Here is a 2,895-nt window from a genome sequence, read left to right as displayed (position 1 = left end):
TTCGGAAATACGAAGCAAGTCTGATAGGTCAGACGCTGGCACAGACAAACTACAACATCTCAGCCGCTTCAAGGATGTTAAAAACAGACCGTAACAATCTACGTAAAAAGATTAAGTCCCTCGGAATCGAAATCGAACCATTTAAAGATCTCAACTGATACTGTCAAACAGGGTAATTTTACACGGGCTATCAGGTCGAATTGAGGTTAAAATACCTCACCCGGCCATACCATCTGTTTCCGCGAAAACGCTATAAGATGTTATATTTTATAGTCTTACCGGGAATCAGCTTATTCTTTCTATAATGGCATAGCATTTGTATCTATATATAAACAGAAAGACAACATGAGAGTCAGGACGAGAGATAATTGGAATAAAAGCAATCTGCGCATCGAGGTTTTGGGCGAACAACGAGTGGCTTAAAACTTAAAAAAAGCTGCCTTGCTCATCAGGGCAGTCCTCTACTATCTAACTGAGACCGGCGGATACCCCACCGTCGGTCTTATTATTTAGCAGAAAGCGGTGAAGCCTGTTCTGGTTCCACCGCTTTCGATTTACGCGTAGAGTCGATTAATCAGCGTTGTTTGTACCTGATCGCTTTATGGAATTCGCGGTTCATCTGGGCGATGAACTGGACCGAGATTTCCTTGGGGCAGGCCGCCTCGCATTCGTACTGGTTTGAGCAGTTTCCAAAACCTTCGATATCCATCTGGTAGGCCATTTTAGTCACCCTGCGTTTGGCTTCCACCAAACCCTGTGGAAGATTGGCCAGGTGGGCGACCTTGGCGGCTGTAAAGAGCATAGCCGAGGCGTTTTTACAGGCGGCCACACAGGCACCGCATCCAATACAGTTTGCGGAGTCAAAGGCTTTTTCGGCGGATTCCTGGGAGACCGGAATCGAGTTGGCATCGGGAGCTCCCCCGGTAGTCACCGAGACATAACCGCCCGCCTCGATTATTCTGTCGAGTGCCTGGCGGTCAACGATCAGGTCTTTTATGACCGGGAATGCTTTCGCTCGCCAGGGCTCAATATAGATCGCGTCGCCGTCTTTGAAGCGTCGCATATGTAACTGGCAGACTGTTGTGCCACGGTCGGGACCGTGGGGGACACCATTAACGGCCAGCGAACAGGTTCCGCAGATTCCCTCCCGGCAGTCGTGGTCGAAAGCAATCGGCTCGATACCGTCTTTTATCAAACCCTCGTTGACTACGTCGAGCATCTCCAGAAAAGACATATGCTCCGAGATATCTTTAGCTTCGTATTTATCCATCCGGCCCTTATCACGGGCGTTCTTCTGCCTCCAGACATACAAAGTTAAGTTCATTATTTGTAACTCCTTTGTGCCAGTTTGACTTCCTCGAACTCGAGCGGTTCTTTCCGGAGTTTCGGTTTTTTGCCGACTCCGTCAAACTCCCAGGCGGAGACGTAGCTGTAGTTTTCATCGTCGCGCAGAGCTTCGCCCTCGTCGGTCTGATGTTCTTCACGGAAATGCGCACCACAGGATTCATCGCGGTCGAGTGCGTCATGGCACATCAGTTCCGCAAATTCCAGAAAGTCAGCCACCCGACCGGCTTTCTCGAGGCTCTGGTTGAGCTGTTCGTTTTCTCCCGGCACCCTGACATTCTCCCAGAATTCCTGACGGATTTCGGGTATCTTTTGCAAAGCTTCTTTGAGACCGGCTTCATTGCGGGCCATACCGCATTTATCCCACAGCAATTTGCCCAGCATACGATGGTAGTAGTCCACAGTCTCTTTACCGTCGATCGACAGCAGTTTTTTGATTTTCTCGTTGACTTCACCGGTAGCCTGCTTGAACTGGTCGTGATCTGACTTTACTTTACCGGGGGTGATCTGATTGAGATAATCCACTATCGTGTACGGCAGGACAAAGTATCCGTCAGCCAGGCCCTGCATCAGCGCGCTGGCGCCCAGGCGATTTGCGCCGTGGTCGGAGAAATTCGCTTCACCGATTACGAACAATCCCGGCAGGTTCGACTGCAGGTTGTAGTCGACCCAGAGGCCACCCATGGTGTAGTGAAGCGCCGGGTAGATCCTCATCGGAACCCTGTATGGGTTTTCCGCTGTAATCTTCTCGTACATATGAAACAGGTTGCCGTAGCGGTCACGGATAGTATCCTCTCCGAGACGGTTGATAGCATCGGAAAAATCGAGGTAGACACCCAGTCCGCCCGGTCCGACACCGCGCCCTTCGTCGCAGACCTCCTTGGCCGAGCGCGAGGATATATCGCGTGGAGCCAGGTTGCCATAGGAGGGATACTTGCGTTCGAGGTAATAGTCGCGATCTTTCTCTGGTATGTCGTTTGGATCGCGATTATCATCTTTTTTCTTGGGCACCCAGATACGGCCGTCGTTGCGAAGTGATTCTGACATCAGCGTAAGCTTGGACTGGTAGTCTCCTGAAACCGGAATGCAGGTCGGATGAATCTGGGTGTAGCAGGGGTTGGCAAACAGCGCGCCTTTTTTATAGGCGCGATAGACTGCGGTTACATTGCACCCTTTGGCGTTGGTCGAGAGATAGAACACGTTGGCGTAACCCCCGGTTGCAATTACGACAGCGTCTGCGGCGTAAGATTTGATCTCACCGGTGACCATGTCACGCGCGATAATACCCCTGGCATGGCCGTCAACCACTACCAGGTCTAGCATTTCGGATCTCGTGTTGAGCTTGACACTGCCGGCTGAAACCTGCCGTGCGAGTGCCTGATAACATCCCAGAAGCAACTGCTGACCGGTCTGGCCACGGGCATAGAAAGTCCTTGAAACCAGAGCACCGCCAAATGAACGGTTTGCCAAAAGACCGCCGTAATCGCGCGCGAAAGGCACCCCCTGGGCGACGCATTGATCTATGATATTTTCGCTGACCTGGGCCAGGCG

Annotated in this window: 3 protein-coding genes; 1 reads left to right on the top strand and 2 read right to left on the bottom strand. The window is 51.5% G+C overall.

Features of this window, described 5'->3' with window-relative positions; genetic code table 11:
* On the top strand, positions 1-158 hold a 158-nt coding region (locus GF404_10055), incomplete at its 5' end, for a hypothetical protein (GenBank protein ID MBD3382526.1).
* Between the two features lie 416 nt (positions 159-574).
* Here GF404_10055 and GF404_10050 read toward each other — a convergent pair.
* A complete protein-coding gene (locus tag GF404_10050; GenBank protein ID MBD3382525.1) occupies positions 575-1,324 on the bottom strand; it encodes a succinate dehydrogenase/fumarate reductase iron-sulfur subunit in 750 nt (249 codons plus the stop codon).
* Positions 1,324-2,895, bottom strand: a 1,572-nt coding sequence (sdhA, locus tag GF404_10045; protein MBD3382524.1) for a succinate dehydrogenase (quinone) flavoprotein subunit, incomplete at its 5' end; no start/stop codon positions are given. The genes GF404_10050 and sdhA, both read right to left, overlap by 1 nt.

Source organism: Candidatus Zixiibacteriota bacterium (genome assembly GCA_014728145.1).
Lineage (GTDB): Bacteria > Zixibacteria > MSB-5A5 > JAABVY01 > JAABVY01 > WJMC01.
The sequence above is the reverse complement of the archived record's forward strand: the minus strand, read 5'-3'. Positions and strand labels throughout refer to the sequence as shown.

What these genes read in the sequence shown, in the direction of transcription:
- GF404_10050 (MBD3382525.1), bottom strand. Translation starts at nt 1,324, where the DNA reads ATGAACTTAACTTTGTATGTCTGGAGGCAGAAGAACGCCCGTGATAAG.